Below are 13,665 nucleotides of genomic sequence, written 5' to 3'. Positions count from 1 at the left end.
TCAGGTTGGTCAGCTTGCGAGTCGCTGAGCCGCCTGCGGTCTTACTTGCAATCCCTGTGCCAATGGAAAAAACATCAATAAATTCAATGGCTTGTTCACTCATATTTTTGGGAGGGGGGCCATTGGGGTGTGGGATGTAAAGTGCGCCGACAAGCCCTCAAGGAGGGTTCAGGCACGCAGTGATGACAAGGGCTTCCGAATCGAGCGTGCTTGTGCTGCAGGTCCATGACCCAAGCGGCCCATGAAGACCGCCCGTTCAGCCAGATCTGCGCCAAGTAGCCGCTCCAGGCGGGCGCGGATATCGTGGGCCATGGGCATGGCATGCGCAGATCGAGAGAAGACGCGTGACTCGCGTGAATACCTGCTGAATACCAATGGGGTTACTTCAGGTTGCAGTTGTAGTCGCAGTGCGCTGGCCTGAAGCCAGAATCGCTGAATGGCGCGCCCGGCCGCAACATAGTCCTGTGGCTCATGCGCGGGGCTGCCTGCGTGAATCACGAAATGCGCGGCGCAGCAGATGGACGGCACGAAATCGAGTTCGATGCGTGGCGCCCAGGTTCCCGCTAGAAAGGTGTTGAAAAACTTGACACGCTGCCAGCTCTTCATTACCTGGCGCATCAGCAGCACCGTGCCCGGATTCGCGCCAAGCGCCTGGTCGGGGACTTTGTCGGCACTGAATTGCGCGTGCCATTCAATGATGTCCCGGTGGACTTCGTAGGCTTCCTCGATGGTCAGCCGCAACTTGGCGGAATGAAACAGCAGTTTGGCGGTTTTCAGCCTGTCGAAGCCCTGGTCGAGCCAATGGACGGTCATGCCCTCTGGGAGGCAGGTCTGCAGCGCAGATTTCTCCTGCTCAGTGAGGGGGGTGCGATGCAGCGGGCGTCGTTGCACGCTGCGCTTCGCGATCTGGGCTGCCAGCTCCTGCTGGCTCGGGGCATCGGCGGGATGGATGCTGACGTCGAAGCGCGGACGAGCTTCGTTACTGAAATCCATGCGGTCGATGTCCATGCGCCAGCCCTGGCTGGCTGCCGCGATCGAGAAGGTCTCCAGCCAGGTGCCGAAACTGATTTGGCTGGGATGGCCGTCCAGGTCATAGACGCAATGGTCGCGCGTATCGAAGCCATGGACACGCAGCTGCCGCTCGCCGAGCCTTTCGAAGCGCCAGGGCTGGGTGTTGTCTCCGCTTGGGGCCCATCGGGCCATGTCCATCAAACGGTCCAGCATATCGGGCTCGGTCATTCAAGTCTCCCTGTTGGCGAATTGCCGGGTCTTCTGGAATCTTGACATAGCTTCCGAAGATTGGCGCAAACTGGCGGGTGCGATGGATGGTCCAAATGCCGGGCGCAGAATGCAACAAGGGAAGCCTTCGGCGCTGGGTGATCATTGAAGAACATCAGGGAAGAGCATATGCAAGAACACTCCGGATTCGATTACAGCAAGGCCTTTTCCCGAAATATCGGATGGGTGACTGAAGCTGAGCAGCAGAAATTGAGGCGGTCCACCGTGGCCATCGCAGGGCAGGGCGGGGTGGGTGGTGCACACGCCCTGACGCTTGCCCGCCTGGGGCTCGGGGGCTTCCGTCTGGCAGATTTCGATGAGTTCGAGGTGCACAACTTCAATCGCCAGGTCGGCTCTTCCATGGAGACGATCGGCAGGCCCAAGGTCCAGGTGATGGGCGAGATGGTACGAAGCATCAATCCCGAGGCCGATGTTCGCTGCTTCGATCAGGGGGTCACCGAGGCTAACGTCGTAGCTTTCCTAGACGGTGTGGATGTCTATGTTGATGGCATCGACTTCTTTGCCGTGGATGCGCGCCGCCTGCTCTTTGCTGAATGCGCGCGCCGCGGAATTCCGGCGCTGACGGCTGCTCCGCTGGGGATGGGTGTGGCGCTGCTGTATTTCAAGCCTGGAGCCATGAGTTTTGAGGAGTATTTCAAGGTTGATGGCCAGCCGCGCCAGGAACAATATGCCCGCTTTATCGCAGGGCTGTCTCCCGCCATGCTGCAGCGCCCTTATCTTGTGGAGCCGCTGGCCGTCAATTTCGCCGAACGAAAAGGGCCCTCGACCATGATGGCCTGTGACCTCTGCGCCGGCATGATGGGGACTTCGGTACTGAAGGTGCTGCTGGGGCGGGGTGAGCTGCGTCCTGCGCCGTGGGCCATGCAGTTTGATGCCTACCGGCAGAAACTCAGCTACACCTGGCGCCCTGGGGGGAATGACAATCCCTTGCAGAAACTCCTGATGATGTTCATCCGGCCGGTGCTGCGCGGCACAAACTCGTAAGCACTTGTGAGTACCTGGCGTGCTGCACTCATACGAGGGATGGGCATGCCGCGGCGAGTGGTGTGCAATCTCCGCCTGGGAAAATGGCCCTCGACGGCTGCCCGCGGTGGCCGGTGTCGGCGAGGCATGCGGGAATGCTTGCGGGCTGTCGTCGCCCCCTATGGCATGATGACTCGCCGGGTGCGTTGGCCTGGCACGCAGTGCGCTTAGTCATCCCTTTCTGTAGATCAGCGAAGAAGGACAGCTCTATGTTCAAAGCCCTTGCCCTGCGTGGGTTCGTCGTTGTCGCGCTCGGCGCGGTTCTGGGCCTGCTCGGCGCCTGTGCCACGTCCGGCAAGTATCCGCAGGCTCCTGCCAAAGTGGGTGAAGGCAATTACAGCTACATCATCGGTGCCGGGGACAACCTGAACATCATCGTTTGGCGCAACCCCGAGCTGTCCATGACGGTGCCCGTCCGTCCGGACGGCAAGATCGCCACGCCGCTGATCGACGAACTGGTCGCCCAGGGCAAGAACCCGGTGGAAGTCGCTCGAGACATCGAGAAGCAGCTGTCCAAGTATGTCCGTGATCCGGTGGTCACCGTGATCGTGACGAGCTTTGTCGGCCCTTACAGCGAGCAGATCCGCGTGGTGGGCGAAGCAGCCAAGCCTCAATTCCTGCCCTACAAGCAGCAGATGACCTTGCTGGACGTGATGATTGCCGTGGGTGGCCTGACGGACTTCGCGGCAGGAAATGAAGCCACCATCCTGCGTTCGTCGGAAGGCAACAAGCAGTATTCGGTGCGCCTCAAGGACCTCATCAAGCGGGGCGATGTGTCCGCCAATGTCGAGATGCGTCCTGGCGACATCCTCATCATTCCGCAAAGCTTCTTCTGAGCCCCATGGCCGGCTTGGTTTCGCCAGGGCCGGGCACGCAACTTGACGGCGGTGGTCGCAGAGGCGGTCACCGCTGATTGCTTCCGACAAGCGGACAACAATGGAACAGTTATTCTCTCAGTTGCTGACGTTGGGTCGGCGCATGTGGAAGTACCGTTGGGCCGGTCTTCTGGCGGCCTGGCTGGTGGGGGCGCTTGGTGTCCTCGTGGCCGTGTTGCTGCCCAATCGGTATGAGGCCAGCGCCCGCATCTACGTGGATACCCAGTCCATCTTGAAGCCCCTGATGAGCGGCCTGGCTGTTCAGCCCAATGTGGACACCCAGGTGCAGATGCTGAGTCGGACGCTGATCAGCCGTCCCAATATGGAAAAGCTGGTCCGCATGGCGGACCTGGATCTGGGCAACCAGAGCAAGGCCCAGCAGGAGGCGCTGATCGAGGTGCTGACGCGCGAGCTGTCTATCCGCAGCACGGCCAAGGACAACCTCTATACGCTGTCCTATCGCGACAAGGATCCCGACACCGCCAAGCGTGTCGTCCAGTCGCTTGTGTCCATCTTCGTCGAATCCAGTCTCGGCGCCAGCCGCAAGGAAACTGCGACGGCGACCACCTTCATCAACGAGCAGATCAAGAACTACGAGGCCAAGCTGGAGGAAGCCGAGGCACGGCTGAAGGAATTCCGACTGCGCAACCTCGAACTCACTGCCAGTGAGGGCAAGGATGCGGCCTCGCGGCTGGGCGAGCTCAGCAACCAGTTGGACCGCGCACGCCTGGAGCTGCGCGAAGCTGAGAACGCACGCAGCGCTGCCAAGCAGCAGCTGGCCGCCGAGCGTACCCGCCTGGACAGTGCGGCACAGGCCGCACTGCAGGACCCCTCCGCCTTTGCCATGCCGGAAATGGACGCGCGCATCGATGCCCAGAAGCGCAACCTGGACGTGCTGCTTCAGCGCTTCACGGATCAGCATCCGGACGTCATCCAGACCCGCAAGCTGATCAAGGACCTTGAGGAGCAGAAGAAGCGCGAACTGGCCGACATGCGCCGCAACAGCAGTGGGTCCACCAGCAGCGGCAGCAGCAGCTCGGGGACTCCGGTGCAGCAGGAACTGTCCCGCATGTTGGCAACTACCGAGGTGCAGGTCGCCCAGTTGCAGGCGCGTGTGGGTGAGTACTCGGCGCGCTATCAGCAGGCACTGTCCGCACTGAAGACTGCGCCTCAGCTGGAGGCTGAGGCTGCCCAGTTGAACCGGGACTACGCTGTCCACAAGAAAAACTACGAGGAGCTGGTGGCTCGTCGTGAATCGGCTGCCATTTCAGGCGAACTGGACGTCGCTTCCGGGGTGGCAGATTTCCGTTTGATCGATCCGCCGCGGGCGTCCAATCAGCCTGTGGCTCCCAACCGCCTGGTCCTGCTTGCAGCGGCCTGGGGGCTGTCGGTGGCGGCAGGCCTGGGCACATCCTTCATCGCCAGCCAACTGCGCCCGGTGTTTCACGACACTCTGGAACTGCGTGACGTGACCGAGCTGCCTGTGCTGGGGGTGGTCGGCCGCCTCAATACGCCGGCGGAGGTGTCGCGGTCGCGGCGCAGCATGCTGCGCTTCTGGTCGGCGGGTGGCCTGCTGTTCATCTGTTTTGCCATCGGAATTGCCGCGATGGCCGTCATTGCGAATCGGGGGGCTTGATCATGGCCGGCAGTCTGATTGAACAAGCAGCGCAGCGTCTTGAGCAACTGCGGCAGGCTGGGGTGGATATCGACCAACTGACCCCTCCTGCCTCGCCCCCGCCCATGGTCACGGATGACCTGGCCTCGCCCATCCCGGCCGCTCCCGCCGCGGCAGCGGCCGGCCAGAGAGCGGCCCCTGTCTCGCCTGTGGCAGCTCCGGCCCGCAGCCCGGCGGCGCCCGCCCCTGCGGTCTCCAAGCGGGTCGAGCTGGACCTTGAAGCCCTGGCCGCCATGGGCCTGGTGACGCCCAATGCCCCGCGTACGCCCATGGCTGACCAGTACCGGGTGATCAAGCGCCCGCTGATCCGCAATGCCACCGGGCGTGGCGCGGAGATGCTCAACCATGGCAATCTGATCATGGTCACCAGCGCCTTGGCTGGCGAGGGCAAGAGCTTCACTTCCCTGAATCTGGCGATGAGCATCGCGGCCGAGCTGGATCACACGGTGATGTTGGTCGATGCCGACGTGGCCCGCCCGTCCGTGCTGCGCATGCTGGGCCTGCCGCCCGGCCCGGGCCTGCTGGACGTCCTTGAGGAGTCCGTGGACCTGGCCGACGCACTGCTGCGCACCAGCATCGACAAGCTGACCGTCCTGCCCAGCGGAACGCCTCATGCTCGCGCGACCGAGCTGCTGGCCAGCGATGCCATGCGCAAGCTGCTGGACGACATGGCCCGGCGCTATCCTGACCGCATCATCATCTTTGATTCGCCGCCCCTGCTGCTGACCACCGAGTCCGCCGTGCTGGCCTCTCAGATGGGCCAGATCGTGGTGGTGGTGCATGCCGAGAGCACGCCTCAGTCCGCGGTCCGCCGGGCCCTGAGCACCATCGAGGCCTGCCCGGTCCGCCTGATGCTGCTGAACCAGGCGCGCGTCGATGCCGACGGCAGCTATGGCTACGGATACGGCTATGGCTATGGCTACGAGCACAGCGAGTCGCCCGATGCCTCAGTCAGCCTGCAGCCTGCTGAGGTGGCTGGACATGAGCAGTAAGGCGCTGGATCGCTCGTCGCCGCTGGTGGTGGGCGTCTGCATGGCGGCCGGTTTGCTGGGGCCGGCATGTGCCCAGGAATCGGCTGAGGGCCCTGGCGGCGTGAGCCGGCGGCAGGTCACGCTGGAACCGCGCGTCGTGGTGTCCCAGGGCTACACCAGCAATCTCAAGCTCTCGAGTGCCTCGCCGGATGCGGCCCTGGTCACTACGTTGGCGCCGGGGTTGTCCCTGCAGGCGCGCGGTCTGGAGCTCAATGGCAATCTGGACTACTCGCTGAACGGGAACTACTACATGAAGTCCCCAGAGCCGGATCGCGTCTATCACCGGCTCAGCTCCCAGCTCCGCTGGGCGCCCACCGATGGCTCCATGTTCGTGCAGGCGGCCGCCACCATCTCGCAGCAGAACCTCAGTGCGCTGGGGCCGCGCAGCGTGGACCCCAACCTGCCCAATCCGAACTCGACCCAGGTGGCTAACCTCAGTGTGATGCCGGGCCTGCGCTTGCGCCTCGGGGATGCCGCGATTCTGGAGTCGCAGGTCAACCTGACGCTCAACCGGGCCAAGGACACCAATCTCGGAGACAGCAGCGGCTATGCCGCCGGTGCGGTGCTGAGGCCCTCGCGGAGCGGTACGCTGATGGGCTGGCAGGTCATGGCCGACCTGCAGTCGAGCCAGCCGCGGGTCGGCCGCCGGGTGGCCAGCGACCGCCTGATCGGCATGCTGACCTACCGCCCGAATCCTGACTGGGAGGCCAGCGTCAACTTCGGTTCTGACGCCAACAATTTCACCAGCGAGCACAAGGAACGCAAGGCAGCCTACGGTTTCCAGCTGGGATGGAGGCCGTCGCCGCGGACGACGGCCTCGCTGGGCGCAGACCACCGCTCCTATGGCAGCACGCACGCCCTGTCTTTCGAGCATCGGCTTGCGCGGCTGTCTCTGCGGATTTCCGACATCCAGCAGATTGCGCCGCCGGGCGTGCAGGGCGGCCTCGGGACGAGGACCAACTACGACCTGCTGTTCCAGATGCTGGCGTCGCTGGAGCCCGATGCTGGCAAGCGCCGGGAGCTGGTGCTTGCGACCCTGAAGGCCAGCGGGCTTTCACCAGATGCCGTGTCGGCGCCCGGCTTCCTCAGCTCGGCGGTTAGCCTGTCGCGCTCGCGCCAGGTGGGACTGCTCTGGCAGGGCTTGCGTACCACCGTGAGCGTGTCGATGGCGCACAGCCGCAACCAGCGCCTGGGCGCGGTGAGCCTGCCGGGCGATGACTTCGGCCTGGGCGATCGCATCACGCAGCAGGGCGGGGTGCTGGCCTTGTCGCACCGCCTGACGCCCATGAGCAGCCTGTCGCTGGGTTATACCGACCAGCGCACGCACACCGAGCAGGCCTCCGTGAACAGTACGCACCTCCGCACGCTCAGCGCGGCGCTGAGCGTGCGTCTGCCGCAGTCACGGACGCTGTCCTTCAGCGTCCGCCGGGCCGAGATGGAAAGCCCTTTGCAGCCCTATGTGGAGAACGCCGTGACCGGCACTCTGCAGCAATTGTTCTAGTTCCATGTATGAAGCTTTTTACGGGCTGACGAGCAAGCCGTTCCAGCTCAGCCCGGATCCCAATTTCTACTTCGGCAGCAAGCAGCACCGGCGCGCCAAGGCCTATCTGGACTACGGGGTGCTGCGCAACGATGGGTTCATCGTCATCACCGGCGAGGTGGGGGCAGGCAAGACCACGCTGCTGCGCGGCCTGCTGGACAGCCTGAATCGCAGCAACACCGTCATCGGCAATCTGGTGACGACGCAGTTGGACGCCGAGGACACGTTGCGCCTGGTCGGGGCGGCCTTCGGCGTGCGGGTCAAGGACCTGCCCAAGTCCGAGCTGTTGATGGCACTGGAGGCCTTCCTGGTGAGCCAGGCGGCCCAGGGCAAGCGTTGCCTGCTGGTGGTGGATGAGGCGCAGAACCTCAGCGCCCGCGCCGTGGAGGAGCTGCGCATGCTCTCCAACTTCCAGTACGGCAACCAGTCGCTGCTCCAGACCTTTCTGGTTGGTCAGCCCGAGTTCCGCGCCATTCTGCAACGGCCGGAAATGGAGCAGTTCCGCCAGCGCGTGGCCGCCACCTGCCACATTGGCCCGCTGGACGAGGAAGAGACGCAGCGCTACATCGAGCACCGCCTCAAGTGCGCGGGCAGCACCGGCAATCCTAGCTTCGAGACTGCGGCCTTCGCCGCCATCCACAAGGCCTCGCGCGGCATCCCGCGCCGGATCAACAGCCTCTGCGATCGCTTGCTGCTGCTGGGCTTCATGGCCGGTCGCATGCTGCTGACGCAGGCGGATGTCGAGGAAGTCGTCAGGGACATCCGGGACGAAGCCGCCATTCCTGATTCCGCCCATGCCGCGTTGGCCAGCGGCCCGGCCTCGTTGCCGGCTGCGCATCTGGGGCAGGTCGGCCTGGACATCGACATCAGCCAGATCCAGTTGCAGACGGGGGCGGGGCAGGGCATGTCCGCCCAGATCCTCAACCTGGCCCAGGATCACCACACGGACCGGCTGCAGCGCCTGGAGCGCAGCCTCATGCGCCTGGAGCGCATCAATCTGCAAACACTGGCCCTGCTGCAGAAGCTGGTCGATGCGGCCAGCAGCAAGGAAAGAAGGGAAGGGTCGGAGTCATGAAGCCGGTCAATGCCATGACCATCGACGTGGAGGACTACTTCCAGGTCTCCGCCTTTGCACCCTACATCCGCCGCGAGCGCTGGAGCGAGCTGGAATGCCGCGTCGAGCGCAATGTCGATCGCATCCTGGCGCTGCTCGCCGAACATGACACGCAGGCCACCTTCTTCACCCTGGGCTGGATTGCCGAGCGCTATCCGGCCCTGGTCAAGCGCATCGTTGCCGCGGGTCACGAGCTGGCCAGCCATGGCTATGGGCACGAACGCGCCAGCGACCTGAGCCCCGAGGCCTTCCGCGAGGACCTCAGCAGGGCCAAGAAGGTGCTGGAAGACCTGGGCGGCCTGCCCGTGCTGGGCTACCGGGCCCCGAGTTTCTCTATCGGCAAGGGCAATCTCTGGGCCTTCGATGTATTGCTGGAGACCGGCCATCAGTACAGCTCCAGCGTCTATCCCATTGCCCATGATCATTACGGCATGCCTGATTCGCCGCGTACGCCGTATTTCGTCCGCGAAGGCCTGCTGGAGATTCCAATTACCACGCTGCGCCTGTTTGAGCGCAATCTTCCCAGCAGCGGTGGGGGTTATTTCAGGCTGTTTCCCTACGGGCTTTCACGCTGGATGCTGGAGCGTGTCAATGCCCATGAGGCACAGCCGGCGGTGTTCTATTTCCATCCCTGGGAAATCGACCCTGATCAGCCGCGCGTTCAGGGGATTGATGCCAAATCCCGCTTTCGCCACTATGTAAATCTTTCGCGCACGGAGGGGCGGATTGCCCGTCTGTTGAAAGATTTCAAATGGGGCCGCATGGACGAGGTTTTCCTCAAACCTCGCTTGACGGCTCAAGCAGCGGGTCAGCACTGAATGTCATTCGAGTTGGAAGTCCAAGGCCTGGCGTCCATGGCTCAGGTCCGGGACGGGCATGTGCGCCCGGCGTGCAGGCGTTCTTGCGCCGACCTGACGGAGGGATGAGATGGCCAACATCCTCTACCTCGTCCACCGCCTGCCTTACCCGCCCAACAAGGGCGACAAGGTCCGCTCCTGGCATCTGCTGAAGCACCTGGCGCAGCGCCACCGCGTCTTCCTGGGCACCTTTGTCGATGATCCGGAAGATTGGCAGTACCTGGACAAGCTGCGCGGTGTCTGCGCGGATGTTTGCGCGCTGCCGCTGAATCCTAAGCTCGGCAAGCTGCGAAGCCTCAAGGGGCTGTTCAGCGGCGAGCCACTGGGCCTGCCCTACTACCGGGACGCCGCCATGAGCGCCTGGGTGCAGCGCTGCCTGAAGGAGCAGGACCTCGCGGCCAGCATCGTCTTCTCCTCCACCATGGCCCAGTACGCCATGGACCTGCCCCTGCCCATGTTGGTCGATCTCATCGACGTGGACTCGCAGAAATGGGTGGGCTATGCCAGGGCCCGTCGCTGGCCCATGTCTTGGGTGTACGGTCGCGAAGGGCGCACGCTGCTGGACTACGAGCGCCGCATCGTCGCTGCGGCTCGCATGAGCTACCTGGTGACCGAGCCGGAGCGGCAGCTGTTCCTGGGCCTGGCCCCGGGGATGGATGACAAGATCCAGGCCCTGTGCAACGGTGTCGATAGCGATTTCTTCCAGTCGCAACAGGACAGTCCGAGCCCCTTCTCCGGGGCGGGGCCGCATCTCGTGTTCACTGGCGCGATGGACTATTGGCCCAATGTGGACGCCGTGTCCTGGTTTGCCGAGGCGGTGCTGCCGTCCGTGCTGCAGAGACATCCCCAAGCGCAGTTCCACATCGTCGGGCGTAGCCCCACGCCGGCCGTGCAGGCCCTGGCCAGCCCGCAGGTGCGGGTGACCGGCACGGTGCCCGATGTGCGGCCCTATCTGCAGCATGCCGACGCTGTCGTCGCACCGCTGCGGCTCGCTCGGGGTGTGCAGAACAAGGTGCTTGAGGCCATGTCCATGTGCAAGCCTGTGGTCTCGGCGCGCGGCTGCGCGCAGGTGATCGGCGCGCTGCATGGCGAGGCCTTGTACGAGGCGGAGACGGCAGAGGAATACCTGGCAGCGCTCGAGACCCTGCTGGCGGATCGCGAGCAGTTGCTGCGCGTCGGCCAGGCCGCGCGCCGCTATGTGCTGGATCACTACAGCTGGGATGCGCACCTGTCGGCAATCGATGGGGCGCTGAGCCGGGCCACGGGGGGCGCATGCTGAAGGAACTGCTGCAGGACTGGGTCCACGACACCCGCAGCTTCTGGCACCGCCTGCCAGATGGCCTGCGGGCCAGGTGGCGTTCGGCGTTGCTCGCCTGGCTGCTGTGCACCGGGGCCGCCGTCGGCCTGCTGTGGCCGTCCTTCGAGTCCATGGTGGGCATCTGGTCGCGCTCGGACACCTTTGCCCATGGCTACTTGGTCTTCCCGGCGGTGCTGTGGCTGGTCTGGCGCAGGCGCTATGACTGCCTGGTGCTGACGCCGCGCCCCTGGTGGCCGGCCCTGGCTGGCCTGGCCCTGCTACTTCCGGCCTGGCTGGTGGTGCGCCTGGCCCATGTGAACGCGGCCGAGCACTTCGCCATCGTGGCGCTGTTGGTGTTGCTGGTGCCTCTGGTCCTGGGGCGGGCTGTTGCCCTGCGCCTGCTCTTTCCGCTGAGCTTCAGCTTCTTTGCCGTGCCCTTCGGTGAATTCCTGCTGCCCACGCTGATGAACTCCACGGCCGACTTCACCGTGGCGGCGCTGCGTGCCACCGGCATCCCGGTGTACCGCGAAGGCCTGGAGTTTGTCATTCCCAGCGGGCATTGGTCGGTGGTGGAGGCCTGCAGCGGCATCCGCTACCTGATTGCTTCCTTCATGGTGGGCACGCTGTTCGCGTACATCAACTACCGCAGTGCCTGGCGCCGCTGGACCTTTGTGCTGGTGTCTCTGGTGGTGCCCCTCATCGCCAACTGGCTGCGGGCTTACATGATCGTGATGATCGGCCATCTGTCCGGAAATGAGCTGGCTACCGGCGTGGATCACATCATCTACGGGTGGGTCTTCTTCGGCCTGGTGATGACCCTGTTGTACATGGTGGGCATCCGCTACGTCGATGCGCCGCTGGTCGAGCCGCAGCCTGACGTGCCTGCCCAGCTTGAGAGCGCTCGCCCGCCCTGGCTGCAAACGGCTCTGGCCCTGGTGCTGTTGGTTGTGCCGGCTGGCTGGGCTTACCACGTCGAACATCTGCCCGGTGCGAATGCGCCAGTCGTGCTGGCGCCGCTGGACCTCGAATCTCAGGGCTGGCGCCAGATCGACAGCGCAGGGCAGGGTGGCTGGAAGCCCGCCTATGGCGGCGAGAGCGCACAGCGCCAGTCCTGCTACCAGAAGGACGGGCGCTCCTTCTGCCTCTGGGTGATGTTCTACCGGGGGCAGGACGAGGAGCGCAAGGTCATGAATTCGGAGAACCGACTGGCCGGCTTCAAGGACAACTGGGTGGAGCAGGCCTCGGCCGAGGCTAGCCCCGCCTTGGGTATCTGGCGCGCCGCCCAGCTGCGCCAGCGCATGCACGTGACCGGCACCCGCGAGGCGCTGCAGGTGATGCAGACGCACTGGGTGGACGGCCATTTCACCAACTCCTCGGTCCGGGCCCGTCTGCTGACGGCCTGGTGCCTGCTGGGAGGGCGCGTGGACAATGCGGCGGCCGTGTTCGTCTATGCGCCGCAAGCGGAGGACGGGCGCACGGGGCTGGCAGATCTGCTGCCGACCCTGACCCCCGCGATTCAGGGCTACCTGCAGTCACAGTCTCAGCGCTGATGACTCGCCATAATTCGAGAATCTCAAGAAAGGCATTTGTATGACGACATTGGCAGTGATCGGTCTGGGCTATGTGGGCCTGCCGCTCGTCGTGGAATTCGGCAAGCAGATCAAGACGATCGGTTTTGACATCCACCAGGGCAAGGTGGACGCCTGCAAGCGCGGCACCGATCCATCGCGCGAACTGAGCGACGAACAGGTTCAGGCTGCCAAGCATGCGGTCTACACCTCGGATCCCGCCATGCTGGGCGAGGCCGACATCATCATCGTCGCCGTGCCCACGCCGGTGGACGAGGCACACATCCCCGACTTCAAACCCCTGATCGGTTCCTCGACCAGCGCCGGTCGCCACATGAAGAAGGGCGCCATCGTGGTCTATGAGAGCACCGTGTATCCCGGTGCCACCGAGGAGGTCTGCATCCCCGTGCTGGAGCGCGAATCCGGCATGAAGTGGAAGCAGGACTTCTTCGTCGGCTACAGCCCCGAGCGCATCAACCCGGGCGACAAGGAGCACACCCTCACCAAGATCCTGAAGATCGTTTCGGGTGACACCCCCGAAACTCTGGATCGGGTGGCCAAGCTCTACGAGATGATCATCGTGCCGGGCGTGCACCGCGCTTCCAGCATCAAAACCGCCGAGGCGGCCAAGGTCATCGAGAACACCCAGCGCGACCTCAACATCGCGCTGATGAACGAGCTGGCCATCATCTTCGACAAGATCGGCATCGACACCAGCGAAGTGCTGGAAGCTGCCGGCACCAAGTGGAACTTCCTCAAGTTCAAGCCTGGCCTGGTGGGGGGGCACTGCATCGGCGTGGATCCCTACTACCTGACCCACAAGGCCGACATGCTGGGCTACCACCCGCAGGTCATCTTGGCGGGCCGTCGAATCAACGACAGCATGGGCAAGTTCATCGCCGAGCAGACCATCAAGCAGATGATTGCCAGCGGCTCGCACATCAAGGGTTCCAAGGTCAACGTGCTGGGCCTGACCTTCAAGGAGAACTGCGGCGACCTGCGCAACTCCAAGGTGATCGACATCATCAACGAGCTCAAGACCTACGGCGTGGACGTGATCGTGACCGATCCCCAGGCCGAATCGGCTGAGGCCGAGCACGAGTACGGCGTGAGCCTGACGCCCTGGAGCGAACTGCCCAAGGCGGATGCCATCGTGGCTGCCGTGTCGCACCGCGAGTTTGCCAGCCTCAGCGTGGCGCAGCTGGGCGAGAAGCTGGTGGCGGGCGGTGCCTTCGTCGATGTGAAGGCCGCCTTCGACGAGGCGGCGCTGAAGGCGGCAGGCTATCGGGTCTGGCGCCTGTGATCTCCCTGGCGGATCCGGCCGGGCCTGAGGCCTGGCGCAGGGCCGCCGCCCACGATAGTGAAGTTTGCTTGCCGAGCTTGCTC

The 13,665-nt window shown here is 64.1% G+C and carries 11 protein-coding genes; 10 read left to right on the top strand and 1 reads right to left on the bottom strand.

Features of this window, described 5'->3' with window-relative positions:
• Positions 1-168: 168 nt before the first annotated feature.
• The gene (locus H5407_RS10450) at positions 169-1,239 is read right to left on the bottom strand and encodes a nitroreductase family protein (protein WP_183104385.1); all 1,071 of its coding nucleotides are present in this window, start codon (positions 1,237-1,239) and stop codon (positions 169-171) included.
• A gap of 168 nt (positions 1,240-1,407) precedes the next feature.
• Between H5407_RS10450 and H5407_RS10445 the strand changes: the two genes are divergently transcribed.
• The 10 genes from H5407_RS10445 (at position 1,408) to H5407_RS10400 (ending at position 13,582) form a co-directional block, all read left to right on the top strand.
• Positions 1,408-2,283, top strand: coding sequence for a ThiF family adenylyltransferase (locus H5407_RS10445; protein ID WP_183104384.1), 876 nt, complete (start codon positions 1,408-1,410; stop codon positions 2,281-2,283).
• A 248-nt stretch (positions 2,284-2,531) separates the two neighbouring features.
• A complete protein-coding gene (locus H5407_RS10440) occupies positions 2,532-3,158 on the top strand; it encodes an XrtA/PEP-CTERM system exopolysaccharide export protein (protein WP_183104383.1) in 627 nt (208 codons plus the stop codon).
• A gap of 100 nt (positions 3,159-3,258) precedes the next feature.
• Complete coding sequence (locus H5407_RS10435; protein ID WP_183104382.1) at positions 3,259-4,833, top strand: XrtA system polysaccharide chain length determinant; 1,575 nt, start codon at positions 3,259-3,261, stop codon at positions 4,831-4,833.
• Between the two features lie 2 nt (positions 4,834-4,835).
• Complete coding sequence (locus tag H5407_RS10430) at positions 4,836-5,864, top strand: XrtA-associated tyrosine autokinase (protein WP_183104381.1); 1,029 nt, start codon at positions 4,836-4,838, stop codon at positions 5,862-5,864.
• On the top strand, positions 5,854-7,404 hold the full coding sequence (locus H5407_RS10425) for a TIGR03016 family PEP-CTERM system-associated outer membrane protein (RefSeq protein WP_183104380.1): 1,551 nt from the start codon (positions 5,854-5,856) through the stop codon (positions 7,402-7,404). Before H5407_RS10430 ends, H5407_RS10425 begins: the two co-directional genes overlap by 11 nt.
• A 4-nt stretch (positions 7,405-7,408) precedes the next feature.
• The gene (locus tag H5407_RS10420) at positions 7,409-8,518 is read left to right on the top strand and encodes an XrtA/PEP-CTERM system-associated ATPase (RefSeq protein ID WP_183104379.1); all 1,110 of its coding nucleotides are present in this window, start codon (positions 7,409-7,411) and stop codon (positions 8,516-8,518) included.
• The gene (locus tag H5407_RS10415; protein ID WP_183104378.1) at positions 8,515-9,375 is read left to right on the top strand and encodes an XrtA system polysaccharide deacetylase; all 861 of its coding nucleotides are present in this window, start codon (positions 8,515-8,517) and stop codon (positions 9,373-9,375) included. The genes H5407_RS10420 and H5407_RS10415 overlap by 4 nt, the downstream gene beginning before the upstream one ends.
• Before the next feature lie 109 nt (positions 9,376-9,484).
• A complete protein-coding gene (locus tag H5407_RS10410; protein WP_183104377.1) occupies positions 9,485-10,693 on the top strand; it encodes a TIGR03087 family PEP-CTERM/XrtA system glycosyltransferase in 1,209 nt (402 codons plus the stop codon).
• Positions 10,687-12,261, top strand: coding sequence for an exosortase A (gene xrtA, locus H5407_RS10405; protein ID WP_183104376.1), 1,575 nt, complete (start codon positions 10,687-10,689; stop codon positions 12,259-12,261). The genes H5407_RS10410 and xrtA overlap by 7 nt, the downstream gene beginning before the upstream one ends.
• A 40-nt stretch (positions 12,262-12,301) precedes the next feature.
• Positions 12,302-13,582: a nucleotide sugar dehydrogenase gene (locus H5407_RS10400; RefSeq protein ID WP_183104375.1), complete on the top strand. Its 1,281-nt coding sequence runs from the start codon at positions 12,302-12,304 to the stop codon at positions 13,580-13,582.
• Positions 13,583-13,665 lie beyond the last annotated feature (83 nt).

The organism is Mitsuaria sp. WAJ17, assembly GCF_014174515.1.
In the GTDB taxonomy this organism is placed as follows: domain Bacteria; phylum Pseudomonadota; class Gammaproteobacteria; order Burkholderiales; family Burkholderiaceae_C; genus Roseateles_B.
The sequence above is the reverse complement of the archived record's forward strand: the minus strand, read 5'-3'. Positions and strand labels throughout refer to the sequence as shown.

Bases quoted from the DNA above. Each gene is read 5' to 3' on its own strand.
- H5407_RS10450 (WP_183104385.1), bottom strand. From the start codon at position 1,239: ATGACCGAGCCCGATATGCTGGACCGTTTGATGGACATGGCCCGATGG.
- H5407_RS10445 (WP_183104384.1), top strand. From the start codon at position 1,408: ATGCAAGAACACTCCGGATTCGATTACAGCAAGGCCTTTTCCCGAAAT.
- H5407_RS10440 (WP_183104383.1), top strand. From the start codon at position 2,532: ATGTTCAAAGCCCTTGCCCTGCGTGGGTTCGTCGTTGTCGCGCTCGGC.
- H5407_RS10435 (WP_183104382.1), top strand. From the start codon at position 3,259: ATGGAACAGTTATTCTCTCAGTTGCTGACGTTGGGTCGGCGCATGTGG.
- H5407_RS10430 (WP_183104381.1), top strand. From the start codon at position 4,836: ATGGCCGGCAGTCTGATTGAACAAGCAGCGCAGCGTCTTGAGCAACTG.
- H5407_RS10425 (WP_183104380.1), top strand. From the start codon at position 5,854: ATGAGCAGTAAGGCGCTGGATCGCTCGTCGCCGCTGGTGGTGGGCGTC.
- H5407_RS10420 (WP_183104379.1), top strand. From the start codon at position 7,409: ATGTATGAAGCTTTTTACGGGCTGACGAGCAAGCCGTTCCAGCTCAGC.
- H5407_RS10415 (WP_183104378.1), top strand. From the start codon at position 8,515: ATGAAGCCGGTCAATGCCATGACCATCGACGTGGAGGACTACTTCCAG.
- H5407_RS10410 (WP_183104377.1), top strand. From the start codon at position 9,485: ATGGCCAACATCCTCTACCTCGTCCACCGCCTGCCTTACCCGCCCAAC.
- xrtA (WP_183104376.1), top strand. From the start codon at position 10,687: ATGCTGAAGGAACTGCTGCAGGACTGGGTCCACGACACCCGCAGCTTC.
- H5407_RS10400 (WP_183104375.1), top strand. From the start codon at position 12,302: ATGACGACATTGGCAGTGATCGGTCTGGGCTATGTGGGCCTGCCGCTC.